Raw genomic sequence first — 13,515 nt, forward strand, 5'->3', positions numbered from 1 at the left:
AAGTAAAAAATTATCAAAAGTATGAAGTATTTTTATAACATTGCTTGTTGCTTTTTCAATTTTTTGTGACATTTTATATCCTTAATTAATTTATATGTCAAATTTTATACTTTTTTTTCAATTTACTTGAAAAATATTGCATTTTGTAATATAATACAAAAAAGGAGCAGAAATGTTACAAGTTTTTGAAATAATTGAAAAGTTAAAAGATATCTTAAGTAAAGATGGCAAATGTGGAAAAGTATTTGATAAAGACGTTGCAAGTGCACTTGATTTGAGTCAGGTTAATTTTGCGACAATGAAAAATCGTGGAAAAATCCCTTTTTCAAATATTTTGGATTTTTGTGCAAAAAAGAAAATTTCAATAAATTGGCTACTTTACAATCAAAATCCTGGCTCATTAGTTGATTCAACAGATAAATATTGGATTAGATACTATCCAGAAGTAAATGTTAGTGCTGGTGGTGGTGCCTATGAAAGTAATGATGAATATGAGAGTTTAGAAGTTCCTCCATATTTTATAGATATGTTAGGTGGCAAAGAAAATTTAAAAAATATTGATGCTATTAATGTAGTAGGGGACTCAATGGAACCAACATTAAATAGTGATAATATAATATTTATTGATAAAACACGAAATGATGTTTCAAGGGATGGAATTTATGCATTTACTACAAATCATGGACTTTTTGTAAAAAGAATTCAAAGAAGAGTAGATGGAAAATTAGATGTAATTTCAGATAACAAAGACTATCCAATACAAATATTGGATAAAAATGAAGTCTTTGTTGTGGGTAAAGTAGTTAGTAGCTTTGGTATGGTTTATTAAAGTAGTGATGGTTCGTTAGCTTCTTTTGAAACTTGTTCATAAAGTTCATCGTAGCTAACACCAATAAAATATACTGCGTTAAAAGTATTTTTCTTTAAAAATTCTTTTAAATCACACAATGAATTTATAAAAATATAATCAATATCTCTATTATCATCAATTTCATTTGTTGTTAAATAAATCACTTTTGCATAATTGTATTTTTTTTCTAGATATTTAACTTCTCTTAAAATTAGTTCATCATTATTTTGAGCAATTAAAAATTTATCACTTCTTCCATAATCAGTATGATTTATTAATTTGTCAACAAATATAGGTTTTAAATTATGAAATTTTCTTAATTTATTTAAATCTGCATCAAAACCTAAATAACTATAAACATCTAAAAACTCAGTAATATACAAACTTGAAATTTTAATTTTTGAAAAATATCTTTCTTGAAAAGAAAAACTAGTTTCAAAAATTGAATGTTCGATTAAGTTTTTAATTTCATAATCTTTTGTGTTAAAATTAAAATTTACAGGATATATATTATCAAGTATATTTTTATCTGAAGATATTATTGTATCATTCTCTTCAATTTCATCAATTAATTTAAAAAATTTTGACAATTCTTTAGGAACTATTTTAATATTTGTATGAACTGTAGTTTTTAATAGAATTTTAAATAAGTCATAACTAACGTTATTACAATAAAAAGCATTTAATCTTTTATTTGATAATAAGTATCTAACAAGTTTAACAATTGCATCATTCATCGATTCAACAAAAATCCATGCTATTTCATTATCGCTAATAGAAACCTCTTTATCAACTATAATTGCAAAGGCTCCATTTTCTATTGCTTTTGGAATATCCTCATCATCTTTTACAATAAATAAGTCACCTTCTTTTACTTTTTTAGGATTAGTTTTAATTGAATATATAAATGAGATTGATGGATGATTTAATAATCTTCCATCAACTATATCTAAAATTGAAGTAATTTGCACTAGCTTATTTTAGTTCCAGATTTTTTTGGTGTTTCAGGTCTAATCAGTGATAATCCATTTTCATCACGTGCAGCCATTAACATACCTTCACTTAGCATACCCATAAGTTTTGCAGGTTTTAGGTTTGCAACAACACATGCTTGAGTTCCAACTAAATCTTTTGCATCATAAAATTCTTTTATACCAGCTAGGATTTGTCTATTTTTTCCTTCACCTAAATCAACTTGTAATTTTAAAAGCTTTTTAGATTTAGGAACTTCTTCCGCCTCAATAATTGTACCTACTTTAAGAGTTGTTTCAAAGAATTGATCAATTGTAATAAGATTATCAGATTCTTCATCATTCTCTTTCTTTTGATCTATCTTAGCTTTTGCTTTCTCTTCTGGTTCTGCTTTAGAAACATCTGCCGTAGAAGCTTGCTCTAATAAAACTTCTTCAATTCTTGGGAAAAGTTGTTCAACTTTTGTAATTGTTGTTTCATCTAAAAGTTCTTTATTTACAATCAATTTATTATAAGTATCCGTATTAATTTCAATTCCTAAAGAATCAGCTATTTTAGAAATTTTTTCTGGCATAACTGAATCTAAAAGTAGGGCAACTTTAGCCATAATATTTGTAATTAAAGCAACTAATGCCATAGCTTCTTCAGTTTTACCTTCTTTCATTTTAGCCCAAGGTTCATAATCACCAATTGCTTTATTTGCAATTGTTAATACCTTCCAAATATCTTCAAGATATCTATTTAATTGCATATTAAAGATGTAACTTTCAACATTCTCCAAAATCTCATTAACTTCGTCAAGTTCTTTTTTATGAAATTTTTCTACATCTACAGAATTAACTTTAAAATCAAAATATTTCCCACTCATACCTGAAATTCTATTAAGTAAATTACCTAAGTCATTTCCTAAATCAGAGTTAATTCTATCCATTAATGCTTTTTGAGAAAAGTCACCATCTTGACCAAAAGGTACTTCTCTTAACATGAAATATCTAAATGCATCAAGACCATAAGCATCAGCAACTTCTTTAGGATTTACAACATTACCTTTTGATTTAGACATCTTTTCACCATCTCTTGTCCACCAACCATGTGCTGCAATATGAGTAGGTAGAGGTAAATCTAAAGACATTAAAAATGCAGGCCAATATATTGCATGGAATCTTAAAATATCTTTTCCAACTAATTGTACTTTAGCTGGCCAATAATTCATATTTTCTTCTTTATTTCCATAACCTAATGCTGTAATATAGTTTAATAATGCATCAAGCCATACATACATAACATGTTTAGGTTCATTTATAGATTCTGGTAATTTTACACCCCAATCAAAAGATGTTCTTGAAATTGAAAGGTCTTTTAATCCACCTTTTACAAAGTTTACAATTTCATTCTTTTTAGATCTTGGTAAAATACAATCTTCATTTTCTTCATACCATTTAATTAATTTATCTTCGTATTTTGATAGTTTAAAAAAGAAACTTTCTTCTTTTACTATATTTGTAGGTTTTCCACAATCTGGACAAAACTGTTCATCAACTAATTGTTTCTCTGTAAAGAAAGTTTCGCAAGATACGCAATAAAAACCTTCATAATCACCTTTATAGATATCACCTTTATTGTACATTGTTTCAAATGCTTTTTGAACACCAATTTTATGTTCTTCATCAGTAGTTCTAATAAATTTATCATATGAAATATCAAAGTCATCCCAAAGTGTTCTAAATTTTCCCGAAATTTCATCTGCATACTCTTGAGGAGTTCTCCCTCTTTGTTTTGCACTTTGTTCAATTTTTTGACCATGTTCATCAGTACCTGTAAGAAAATAAGTATCTAACCCAGTTAATCTTGAATATCTTGCAAGCATATCTGCAATTATTGTAGTATAAGCGTGTCCTATATGTGCAACATCATTTACATAATATATTGGAGTAGTAATATAAACATTTTTATAACTTTTATCCATTAATTTACCTCTTTGTTATAATTATTAATTAAAATTCAAATCCACCGCCAGAGCCTTTATTCATAGACTCATAAACGGCAATGACATATTTTTTTCTAAGTTCACATTCAAAAAATTTGTTACAGGGTGTACATGAACTTAGATTATTAGATTTTTGACATTGGTTAAGCTCTTCAAGCTTTACATCAAGTTTTACATCCCATTCATCTTTATGATTCTCTTCAGCTTGCATATTGTTTGTAAACTTCTTTTACTTTTTCTACTTCTGATTTAGAACCAAAGAAACATGGAGTAGTATCGTGAATATGAGTTGTTTCAACTTCTAAAACTCTTTTAAATCCATCTGTAGCAGCACCACCAGCTAACTCATAAACAAATGCAAAAGGGAATACTTCAAATAGTTGTCTTAACTTACCTTTTGGTCTATCAGTCGTTGCAGGATATGAGAATAATCCTCCACCTTTTAATAGTATTTGATGTAAATCAGGAACCATACCACCAGAATATCTTAAATAATATCCTTCATCAAACATCTCTTTTAAAAGTTTTTTATGTTCAGTTGGCCAAAACATTTGTGTTGAACCTGTAGCATTTAAATTACCTTTAAAATCAAGTTTTATATCTTGAACATAATGAAAAATACCACCGTTTAATCTATACATTTTTACGGAACCTTCTGCTGCTACAACCATCTCTATTCTTGGCCCAAAAACAACATATATAGCTGCAATAATATTTTTTGACGTGAAGTCATCTTTATAAATACCATAAATTGATCCAACTGAAAGATTAACATCAACCAATGATGAACCATCTAATGGGTCATAAGCAATTAAATATTCACCATCTTCATGTAAAGGAACAATAGCTTCTTGCTCTTCACTAACAATCTCTTTTATAGATGGAATCTCTTTAAAAATATTTTCAATAATAATATCACTTGCAATATCAAGTTTTAACTGAGTGTCACCAGTAGAGTTTTCATTTTCACTTTTCCCAGTATCACCTTTATCAATAACTTTTTTTATCTCAATACTGGCTTTTTTTATTGCTTCAATTATATCGTTCATCATACCCTCTTTGCATTTTTTTCAATCCATGAGATAATCTCTTCTGGATTGTTTAAGTCTAATTTCTCAATATTGTTAGGAATATCATCAGCACTTATTGTTGAATCATGAGCAATAGCATTGGTAACTGGAAAATAACTCTCATCAAGTTTATTTCTAAAGACTGAAATTCTTGGAAGAGGCAAGGTCTTTAATCCCTCAACCAATAAATAATCAAAGTCACCAAACAGTTCTATCATCTCATCAATAGTTGATGTTTCTTGTTTAAATAAAGTTGTTCTAGAAGGACTAACAACTGCAACATTTGCACCTGTTTTAGTGAATTTATCACTATCTTTTCCCTCTTTATCAAATATAGCTTTATCTTTTGGGTCATGTTTTACAATACATACTTTATAACCCTTTTGATTCAGTATATTTGAAACATTAACTACTAAAGTAGTTTTACCACTATTTGAAGGCCCGCTAAACGCAACAGCTAGTTTCTTATAATTCTTATTCATGAGGCTGATTTTACCCAAACCATGGTTAAAGTAACTTTAGTGTAAAATTCCATTTATCAAATATTTGGAGATATACTTTAATGAAAAAAAATATATTAATTTCTGCCTTAATAATTTCATTTGTTTTTATTGGTTGTGCAAAAAGAAATGATTCCTTGAAGGGATTTAAAAATACTAATCAAAGTCCTATGGCAATACAATATACTAAGAAAAGAGATTTAATTTATAATGGTTCATTAAAAGTTATGATATTTGGTACATATTTAAATAAAATTTCTAAAAAATATGAAACAGATAAATTAGATAGTTTTGTTGTTGGAATTCATATTAAAAATCAAGAAAATCATGATTTAGTAAAAAATAGATTTAGAGTTACATTAAATAATGATAAGCCAAAAACTATGGTTAAGGTTTCAAATGATTCAGATATAGTTGAAATTATTCCCTTAAAAAATCAATGGGCAGATTATTATTTAATACATTTTGATAATAAAAAAGATGTTACAGAACTAAATCTAAGAATTATTCATCCAGTTTATGGATCGGTTTCATTAAATTTTCAAAAATAGATTGTAAAGATATTTTATCTTTACTTTTTTTTGTTAATGAATTATAGTATAAAACATAATACATTAAAAAGTTTTTCTTTTCTTCTAAATTATCTTTTAGTAATAACTCTAAAGATATGTAAGGTTCTAAAGTATTAAGTTCTATTTTTTCAAAATTTATCTTTACCCCATCAAAAACAATAGAAACCAATAAAGGGTTTTTATATCTATTCTCAATATTTGAAATATGAATATTTGCAAATTTTAAGTTTTCATCAATATTAAAATAATCTATTTTTTCATTCTCTTTTTCTAAATTTAGAAGATTAGAAATTGAATCAATTAAATCAACTTTTAATTGGAATATTCCAACATTAAAGTCCCTAGAAATCATATTTAAATCAAAGTTTGATTTAGTTTTAGCAAGTGAATAAAGTAGGGCGATTCTATTTGTATCATACTCTTTTCTTAACGAGTCTATATTTTCAATTTTAGTTAATAATGTACCTAAATCAATATCTTTTTTAACAATTTCAATTGCATTATATGAATAGAAATTTAATTCATTGCTATTTAAAAGATTATTTAAATAAGTTTCATCTTTTGTGATTTTATACAACCAAAAGTTAATTTTATCAATTTGATATTGAGAACTTGTTTTTAAAAGTGCATTATTAAAATAAATAAATGCTTGATTAAAATTATTTATTTTTATATTACTTAATCCAAGAAGAAAAGATGATGTAAAGTTTAACTCTTTATCATCAATTTCAAGTAGAGAACTATTTAAATTGTCTAATTTTGAATCTGTTAAAGAGATGTTTAAAAATTGATTAAATTTTTCTTTATCTATAAAAATTTTTTCAAAACTTCTTTTAGGTAATTTATAATTAAAATATTTTTGTCTAAATTCTTTATTTACATTTAAAAATATATCGTAAAAATCGTCTTTTTTCTGAGTAATTAGTTTTGTAAAAGGGATTGCCGCTGAGACCACTTTTAATTTATTTGAAAAATCAGGGTATTTGTTGTTGACTTTTTGTTTTATTAAATCAAATTCAATTGCTGATAATCTTGAAAGTTTTTTTGTATCAAGCCCCAAAACAATACAATCTGCATATGTATTTATAAGATCTTTTACACTCATATTCATACATTGTGCAACAGCAAAAGTCTCATCATGATTATATTTTTTTGCAAAATTAAAAAATAACTCATTATTCATATTATCAATTAAAGATAAACTTTCATAAGCTATTTCAGAAGAGACATCTTTTTTCAATAATTCATTTATATAAAAATCCCTTTTTATACCTTTTTGAATCAGTTTAATATCTTCGAACTCTTTTGAAAAAGAATTGTCATCAGCGTTAGAAACTATTAAAAAGAAACAAAAAAGAAGAATGTATCTCATTAGATTCCCATAAATAGTCTGCCAAGAAATGTTTCTAGAAAAATTAAAACTAAAATTACAATTAATGGAGCTAAATCCATTCCACCAAAAACAGTAGGAATAAATCTTCTTACCAATGAATATGCAGGTTCCGTCAATCTATAAAGCATCTGAACAATAGGGTTATATGGATCAGGCCTTACCCAAGATAATAAAGCTGAAATAATAATAACCCATTTATAAAGTGTAATAACAGATAATATTACTGTAAAAACCGATCCTAAAAATGCATCCATCATTTTATAATTTCTCCAATATAATTTTTAATTAAAGGGTAAATATTATTCATATCTGGCCCATTTTCATTACCCAAAACCAGATAAGTGATTATTTTTTCAATCTCATTTTCTTTTAAACTAGTATTATTTTCAATATATTTTTTTAATTCATTAAAATTATTGAAAAAAGGTGCCTTATTCATGCAACTTTTTAGTTCTAAAATCCCATCTTTTAAAGTACTGTTTTCTTCTTTAGTTTGAAAAATTAAAGTTATTTTTTCTTTTAATTCTTTTATTGTACTAACTTCAGTTAAAAATAGTTTTGCAAGATTTCCTATATCAGCGTCAGCATAAGATAGGATTTTTGATAATCTAAGATTATCCATTAACTCTATATGCTTTTTATTTATTTTTTTTAATTCATCAATATCAAAAACAATATTATTATTAATGATGTTTTTTACATCAAAAGATTTAATAATATCCTCTAAAGAAAAAACTTTATTTTCATCTTTTAAACTTATAGATACCAAATAGTTTGCAATGGCACTTGGTAAATAACCCTCATCAATAAACCATTTAACATTATTTAAAGACTTATTATTTGATATTTCTGGCAAGTGTAAATAATCTATTTTTGTGTCGTATGATAATAAAGCTCTAGTATAAGTTTCTCTAGCAGCATTAATTGACTCACCATCATTAGAAACAACAGTTGAGATATTATATAACATATCATCAATAGCACTTGCATAAACTTTTTTAGGCATTTTATCATGTGCTAAAGCAATATATGAATCTATTTCATAAGGTTGATAACTTATCTCACCTTTTAATAAATCATTAATAGTTACTTTACTGTCCGGTTCTTTAATTCTAACTGTAAAAGGTGCATTACAATTTAAAACAGTCTCGTCAGATAAAGTTGAACAGAAACCATCATATCTAATAGGTTTATTTGCTTTTTTTGCTTCCTCTTTTAACTCATTTAGTTTTTCTTCGGAACAAAAACATGAATAAGCTTCTTTTTTTGCCATTAACTGCATAATGATTTTTTGATGGTATTTCAAATTTTCACTTTGATAAACTACTCTTTCATGGTCAATTGAAAATAGATTTAAAAGTTCAAGTATCTCTTTTTCTATATTTTCAATATTGTTTTGTTTATCTGTATCATCAATGCTAATTAATAAAGGTTTGTCTAATTTTTTTGATAAGATATAATTAAATATACCAATTCTCAAAGTTTCAATATCTAAATGTTTAGTTGCGCTAACTCTAAATCTTACCAAACTATTTCCTTATAATAGAAAAAGATAATTTGTTAATCTCTTTGTGAGATTTAATATATTGATTTAAATCCTCAAGTTTTAAAGATTCTATTTTTTCAAGTTCTTTTTGAGAATGGTCTTGTTCTAATCCCCTATAATAATTAGTAAAAGCTCTATTTAATCTACTTGATAAAGTTTCAGTTCGTAAAGGTTCACTACCTAATAAAAATTTTTTAGCAGATTCTAGTTCCTCTTTTGTAACACCACTTTTAACAAAATCTTTAACTAACTCTTTTACAAGTTTAACAGCTTCATTTGCACTTTCATTTTTTGTTTGTAAGTAACCTGTAAAATAAGAGTGTGATTTATTTTGAGACACATAACCATATGCTGAATAAGCAAGTCCCCTTTTTACTCTTATCTCTTCCATCAGTCTAGAACCAAAACCACTTCCACCTAGTATAAAAGAAGCAACTTTTGCCATATATGAATTTTCATCTTTTACATCAACATAAAATGGACTACCAAAATAAATATATGCTTGTTGAGTTTCTTTTTTTACAGTATTAGTTTGTGTTGTTTCATTAACTTTTATTTTTGTTAACTTATTTTTATTTTTATTATTAAGAGCTTTTACAAGCTCTTTAATTTTACCTTCAATCTCATCAAAGTTAAAATCTCCACCCACAACAATAATAAGATTGTTTAAATCTAAAGACTTATCTAAAAAGTTTTTGATATCATTTAATTTAATTTTTGATATAGAGTCAATTGTACCAGATGATGGATTAGCTAAAGGAGTATCTTTAAAGATTATCTCTTTTAAGTTTTTACTAGCTAGGTAATCGTAATCGTTCTCTTTTCTCTTTAAAGAGCCACTTGTAATTGTTTTGATTTTTTCTAAAACTTTTTCATCGTAATTAGGATCTTCCAAAAGATTTTTTAGAAGTTTAATAGCTTTTTCATGAACATCTTTAATAGAAGATAATTCAATTACAAAAGTTTCAAAACCAGTTGAAGCATTTAGTGATATAGCTGAGTTTTCTAATTTTTCTGCAAATTTTGTACTACCTAATTTTTTTGTACCTTCATTTAAAAGTTTAGCTGAAGTTGAAGCTAGGCCACTTATGTTATCTTGAATATATCCAGAGTTTTTAAATACTAACTGTAAGTTTAATATTGGAAGATTTTTGTTTTCTTCAAATACTACTGGAATATTTACTCCTTTTATATTAATATGCTTTATGGTAGCAGCCATTAAAAATCCTTGTAAAAATAAAAATGTTAATAAAATTTTTGAAAAATATGTTTTCATAAAAGGTTAAAACCTCTCTAATATCTCATATGCAGTGTTTCTTTTTGCTGGGTTTTCACCAACATCTCTTATAAGTTGTATCATTTCATCTTGATTCATACAATTAGTTGCACCTGCTGCTGCAACTACATTTTCTTCCATCATTGTAGAACCTAAGTCATTTGCTCCAAATTTTAGAGCCATTTGACCTATATAACTTCCTTGTGTTACCCATGAACTTTGAATATTAGGGAAATTATCTAAATAAAGTCTTGCAACTGCTAGTAATCTTAAATATCTATTTGATGATTGTGGTTTTAAATCTGGAATCTCATCTTTTAATTGTGTGTTATCACTTTGAAAAGACCACATAATAAAGGCTCTAAATCCATTTGTTTCATCTTGAAGTTTTCTAATCATTTCCCAATGTTCAATAATCTCTTCATCTGTTTCAACTGTACCAAACATCATTGTTGCAGTTGTTTTCATTCCAATTGAGTGAGCTAGTTTATGTATTTCAATCCACTCAGCAGCATCAATTTTTTTAGGAGCTATTATATCTCTAACTCTATCACTTAAAATTTCAGCACCAGCTCCTGGAATAGAACTTAATCCTTTAGCTTGTAATCTTTTTAAAACTTCTAATTTTGAAATTTTTGATACTTTTGCAATAAAAGATATTTCTATTGCAGAAAAAGAGTGCAGGGTGATTTGTGGAAATTTAGTATGAATATGCTCAACTAAATCCTCATAATAATCAATTTTTAAATTTGGGTGAACCCCACCTTGCATAAGAATTTGAGTACCACCTATAGCAAGTAGTTCTTCAATTTTTTTATCTATTTCATCATATGATAAAACATATGAGTCATCATCTTTTTTATGTCTATAAAAAGCACAAAACTTACAATCTACCCAACAAACATTTGTATAATTTATATTTCTATCAACTACAAACGTTGTTACTTTTTTTGGATGTAATTGTTCTTTTTTTTGTGTTGCTAATTTCCCTAACTCAACTAAAGAAGCATTTTTTATTAAATCTAATGCTTCTTCATTACTTAGTCTTTTGTTTGCATAATCTATTTTTTTAACCATTAGAATGTAGACCCTAAAGAAAATTCGAAATTTGATATATCATCAGTATCTTCATTATCAATTGGTTGAGCAAATATTAAAGTAAGTGGTCCAAATGGAGATACCCATTCAAATAAAGCACCAGTAGAAGATCTTTGAATATCATCAAAACCATCTTGTCCAATCATACCATAATCATAAAATAATCCCCATCTCATCTTCATATCTTCAATTAATGGGAAACTAACTTCAAAAGAGTTTGCCGCCATCATTTTATAAGGATCTTCAATAATACCATCATCATTGTTTGGTCCAAATGCATATGATTTATAACCTCTTAATGATTTAGTTCCACCTAAATATAATGAATCTCCTTGATTAATTTGTCCATTATCAATTAAAATTTTGGCTTGAAGTTTATATCTAAATATCCAATTTAAATCAAATTTATCTTCTAATGAATAAAATGTTTTTAAATAAGATGAAGATTTAATATATTTTGAATCACCACCAAGCCCTGCATACTCTAATGAAGAACCAAGCTTAAACCCTTCTGTCGGGTTATAATAATCATTAGTGTTGTCAAAACTAAAATATGGCGTTAATGAACTAGTAGTATACTCTTGATCCTCATAATATTTTTTTGTTGGATCAAATACAAATCCATCTTCATATGTATAATCTTCAGTAATCGAGTCAAATCTATATGTTAATCCAGCTCTTAAGTTTCTAATAATCTCTCGACCTACTGTAACAGAAAAACCATTTGATTGTTTGTCTAAATCATAAACATCATTATTTATTTCTGTACTATCTGCATGTATTTCAATCTGTCCACTATATTTACTATCTCTAATAGATGGGTTAGAAAGATTTATCGAAAAATCTTGTGTTTTTTCAGAGATATCTCCTGAAAATGAAAAACCAATACCTGAACCAAAAAGATTTTTCTCATTTAAAGATCCACTAAGCATAAATCCATCGTAAGAACCATATCCCCCACCAAGAATAATATTTCCTGTTGGAGCTTCTTTTACTTTTACAATAATATCCATAGTATCAGCAGAAACTCTTTTTTGTTCAATTGATACATCTTCAAAGAATCCACTTCTTCTTAGTTTATTTATCGAGTCATTGTAATCAGTTTGATTGTATAAATCTCCTGGAGCTAAATAAACATTTCTTCTAATAACTCTATCTAGTGTTCTGCTGTTTCCTGAAATTTTAACATCTCTAATTGAAACAACATCTCCTGGTATTACATTAAAAATAATATCTGCTGTTCCATTTTTTTCATCTTTTTTAATATCATAGTTAACTTGTGTAAAGGCATATCCTCGGTCAGCAACCATATTTTTAATATAATTTGCATCACGTCTTAACATCTTAACATTGAAAACTTTATCTTTTTTTAGTTTTAATTCTGGATAGATATCTTTTGGGTCTAAAATCTCTTGATTTAAATAAATTGTGATTGAATTAGTTTTATATTGAATCCCTTCATCTATATAAAAGTCTAGGTCTGCTTGATTTGAAGCAAAATCAACTTCTAGAAATGGATTTTGAACTTTGGCATCAAGATAACCATTTTCAAAATATAATTCTTGAATTCTTCTACTATCATATTGCAATTCTTCAGCTTTTAATTCACCATCATTAAATATTGGCAACCAAGATAACATCTCTTGTTCTTTATTTGCAGTAACTTTTTCAAATTGACTTGATTCTAGATTTTTAGAACCAAAATAATTTACTTTTTTGATAACTATCTCATCACCTTTGTTTACATTAAAAGTAACAGAAACAGCATCTTCACTTAAGTTTTCAATATCAACTTCAACAACTGAATTAATATATCCTTCTTTTTCTAACTCTTTTAAAAGAGCTTCTTTAGAATCTTTTATTAGTTTTGTAGAATACATTCTACCTTTTTTAATACCAATTTGATTTTTTAGTACTTCAATATCATCTTCTCTTTGTTTATACCCTGTTATATCTACATTAGCAATGGAAGGTTTTTCTTTGAAAAGGATTTTTAGTTTTCCATTATCAATTGATGCCGTAATATCATCAAAGTAGTTGTATTTATAAAACTCTTTTATTGCCTTATTAACTTTGTTTGGGTCTAATTCTTCCCCAATTCTAACTCCTAAAGTGTCATTTGCAATACTAGTAGAGATTTTTGTTAGGTTTACATATTCGATTGAAGTAATTTGCTCAGCTTGAAGCAGTGAAGCTAAAGCCATTGAAAATAAGATACTTTTTCTTTTCACAGTTATCCTTATTATGCTAA

Annotated in this window: 13 protein-coding genes; 2 read left to right on the plus strand and 11 right to left on the minus strand. The window is 26.6% G+C overall.

Going from position 1 to position 13,515, the window contains the following annotated elements; genetic code table 11:
* Nucleotides 1-172: 172 nt before the first annotated feature.
* Nucleotides 173-829 carry a S24 family peptidase gene (locus FDK22_RS14325; protein WP_138153670.1) on the plus strand — a complete coding sequence of 219 codons (657 nt, stop codon included), beginning with the start codon at nucleotides 173-175 and terminating at the stop codon, nucleotides 827-829.
* Here FDK22_RS14325 and FDK22_RS14330 read toward each other — a convergent pair.
* From FDK22_RS14330 to mobB, 5 genes are read right to left on the minus strand one after another with little or no spacing between them, the layout of a single operon-like run.
* On the minus strand, nucleotides 826-1,821 hold the full coding sequence (locus FDK22_RS14330; RefSeq protein ID WP_138153671.1) for a peptidoglycan synthetase: 996 nt from the start codon (nucleotides 1,819-1,821) through the stop codon (nucleotides 826-828). The genes FDK22_RS14325 and FDK22_RS14330 overlap by 4 nt on opposite strands.
* Nucleotides 1,821-3,788 carry a methionine--tRNA ligase gene (metG, locus tag FDK22_RS14335; protein WP_138153672.1) on the minus strand — a complete coding sequence of 656 codons (1,968 nt, stop codon included), beginning with the start codon at nucleotides 3,786-3,788 and terminating at the stop codon, nucleotides 1,821-1,823. Before metG ends, FDK22_RS14330 begins: the two co-directional genes overlap by 1 nt.
* Nucleotides 3,789-3,816: 28 nt before the next feature.
* Nucleotides 3,817-4,020, minus strand: a complete 204-nt coding sequence (locus FDK22_RS14340; RefSeq protein WP_138153673.1) for a hypothetical protein — start codon at nucleotides 4,018-4,020, stop codon at nucleotides 3,817-3,819.
* Nucleotides 4,010-4,858: a class 1 fructose-bisphosphatase gene (locus FDK22_RS14345; RefSeq protein ID WP_138153674.1), complete on the minus strand. Its 849-nt coding sequence runs from the start codon at nucleotides 4,856-4,858 to the stop codon at nucleotides 4,010-4,012. Before FDK22_RS14345 ends, FDK22_RS14340 begins: the two co-directional genes overlap by 11 nt.
* Nucleotides 4,858-5,361, minus strand: coding sequence for a molybdopterin-guanine dinucleotide biosynthesis protein B (gene mobB, locus FDK22_RS14350; protein ID WP_138153675.1), 504 nt, complete (start codon nucleotides 5,359-5,361; stop codon nucleotides 4,858-4,860). Before mobB ends, FDK22_RS14345 begins: the two co-directional genes overlap by 1 nt.
* Before the next feature lie 80 nt (nucleotides 5,362-5,441).
* On the opposite strand from mobB, the gene FDK22_RS14355 reads away from it, so the two are divergent.
* Nucleotides 5,442-5,930 carry a hypothetical protein gene (locus tag FDK22_RS14355; RefSeq protein ID WP_138153676.1) on the plus strand — a complete coding sequence of 163 codons (489 nt, stop codon included), beginning with the start codon at nucleotides 5,442-5,444 and terminating at the stop codon, nucleotides 5,928-5,930.
* On the opposite strand, the gene FDK22_RS14360 is transcribed toward FDK22_RS14355, so the two are convergent.
* From FDK22_RS14360 to bamA, 6 genes are all read right to left on the minus strand, one after another.
* Entirely contained in the window at nucleotides 5,884-7,323 is a 1,440-nt protein-coding gene (locus FDK22_RS14360) for a hypothetical protein (protein ID WP_138153677.1), read from the minus strand. The genes FDK22_RS14355 and FDK22_RS14360 overlap by 47 nt on opposite strands.
* The gene (locus tag FDK22_RS14365; protein WP_138153678.1) at nucleotides 7,323-7,601 is read right to left on the minus strand and encodes a YggT family protein; all 279 of its coding nucleotides are present in this window, start codon (nucleotides 7,599-7,601) and stop codon (nucleotides 7,323-7,325) included. Before FDK22_RS14365 ends, FDK22_RS14360 begins: the two co-directional genes overlap by 1 nt.
* A complete protein-coding gene (locus FDK22_RS14370; protein WP_138153679.1) occupies nucleotides 7,598-8,872 on the minus strand; it encodes a glutamate--tRNA ligase family protein in 1,275 nt (424 codons plus the stop codon). The genes FDK22_RS14365 and FDK22_RS14370 overlap by 4 nt, the downstream gene beginning before the upstream one ends.
* Before the next feature lies 1 nt (nucleotide 8,873).
* Entirely contained in the window at nucleotides 8,874-10,109 is a 1,236-nt protein-coding gene (locus FDK22_RS14375; protein WP_138153680.1) for a M16 family metallopeptidase, read from the minus strand.
* A gap of 63 nt (nucleotides 10,110-10,172) precedes the next feature.
* The gene (locus tag FDK22_RS14380; RefSeq protein WP_138153681.1) at nucleotides 10,173-11,243 is read right to left on the minus strand and encodes a dehypoxanthine futalosine cyclase; all 1,071 of its coding nucleotides are present in this window, start codon (nucleotides 11,241-11,243) and stop codon (nucleotides 10,173-10,175) included.
* Complete coding sequence (gene bamA, locus FDK22_RS14385) at nucleotides 11,243-13,495, minus strand: outer membrane protein assembly factor BamA (protein WP_228711728.1); 2,253 nt, start codon at nucleotides 13,493-13,495, stop codon at nucleotides 11,243-11,245. Before bamA ends, FDK22_RS14380 begins: the two co-directional genes overlap by 1 nt.
* Nucleotides 13,496-13,515 lie beyond the last annotated feature (20 nt).

This window comes from Arcobacter arenosus, from assembly GCF_005771535.1.
Taxonomy (GTDB): domain Bacteria; phylum Campylobacterota; class Campylobacteria; order Campylobacterales; family Arcobacteraceae; genus Halarcobacter; species Halarcobacter arenosus.